General features: G+C 27.7%; 1 protein-coding gene. It reads left to right on the top strand.

Annotation, left to right across the window (positions count from 1 at the left end):
- The first annotated feature begins 355 nt into the window (after window positions 1-355).
- Window positions 356-802, top strand: coding sequence for a large-conductance mechanosensitive channel protein MscL (gene mscL, locus ABT114_RS50380; protein ID WP_351154113.1), 447 nt, complete (start codon window positions 356-358; stop codon window positions 800-802).
- Window positions 803-1,507 lie beyond the last annotated feature (705 nt).

The following is a 1,507-nucleotide window of genomic DNA, read 5'->3' as shown; positions in this document are numbered from 1 at the left end:
CCAAACTTGATACTGTGGTCTACAACCAATAAAAGTCCATTCATTGCCTTAGAACCTTGGAGTGGGCTTTCCACTTCACTTGAAGAAGGTAATATTTTAGAAGATAAACGACAGGTAACGAAAGTTTTACCTCTAGATACTTCTAAAAAGTCCTATGACATTACGATCTTTAATTAAAATCTGTTATAATTTTAGTCTTAAATAAAATTTGAATACGTTTGCCTTGTGGTTATAGATTGGTCTTCTTCGTGCCAATCTTACATCGCAAGGTTTTTAAGCTTTTTATGGGTCTATGTCAACTGTAGTGGGTGACGAAAAGCTAATGATGTAAAAAAGATGATCAATAGCGTACAAGATGAAACCAAAAAGGACATCAGACAGCTACAAAAACAAATCAGAAAATAGTTTGGGTACGGAGGAAATCATAATGTTAAGAGAATTTAAAAATTTTATTCTACGAGGAAATGTATTAGACTTAGCAGTTGGGGTAATTATTGGGTCCGCATTTACTGGATTAGTAACTTCTTTGGTTAATAATCTCATTAACCCCTTAATAGGAATGTTTGTTCAAAGTACAGCCTTGGCTAACTTCTACTTTTATATTGGTAAAACAAAATTCACTTATGGAGCCTTTTTAAATGATACCATTAACTTTGTTATTACTGCATTTGTTGTTTTCATAATAATAAAGTTTGTTAACAGATTAATTCCACATAAAGAGAAAGAAAAGCAAGAAAATCAAAATAAAGAATTGGACACTCTGATTGAGATACGTGACTTATTAAAAATAAAATCTAAGTAAAAAAGCTTAGAAAATTATCATAAATTGATTTTGGCAGTTAACTATGGTATTATTTTACCGTACTAATCAAAAACTGCTCTTCTTAATCTAAGCGCAGGCGCTAAAAACTGATCATTATGTGCTGTGATCAGTTTTTTTGTTTTAATTTTCTCCTTTTTATAAATATTGATAAAGATTCATTTATATTTTATTGGACTACAATCAAATATTTAAACACAAAATGAACAATATCTTTCGAAAATAATTTTTGAGTTCAGTTTTAAATAAATATTTCCATCAAAAATCTCAGTCATTAATTTTAAAATCTCCATAGTAAAATTTACTTCTGACTGAAAGAGATTTCTCATTATAAAAAAAGAAAAAATTTTTAAAAGGGAATTTAATGATTTTCACTCTAGAAATAATAAGTTTCGGAAAAATTTTTGTTTTTCGGAAAGATACCATTTCTGAAGTGAAAAACATAAAATTTTCATTTTAAAAACTTTCGTAAATTTTTGCTCACTTTTAATAAAAAAACTCCTTCAGTTAGAAAGAGATTTTTTACTAAGTAGATTAAAAACCATTCAATGATTTTTAGGGGTTATTATTATAATGTACCCATTCTACCACTTCAATATTATTTGTCAATAAGAAAAACATCAATAGTTGATGTTTTTCATGAGTATTTATGAAAAGTTTTTCTGGAATAAGCATAGTCTATCATAA

This window comes from Streptomyces sp. NPDC002088 (genome assembly GCF_040296605.1).
Lineage (GTDB): Bacteria > Actinomycetota > Actinomycetes > Streptomycetales > Streptomycetaceae > Streptomyces.
The sequence above is the reverse complement of the archived record's forward strand: the minus strand, read 5'-3'. Positions and strand labels throughout refer to the sequence as shown.

Bases quoted from the DNA above. Each gene is read 5' to 3' on its own strand.
- mscL (WP_351154113.1), top strand. From the start codon at position 356: ATGAAACCAAAAAGGACATCAGACAGCTACAAAAACAAATCAGAAAAT.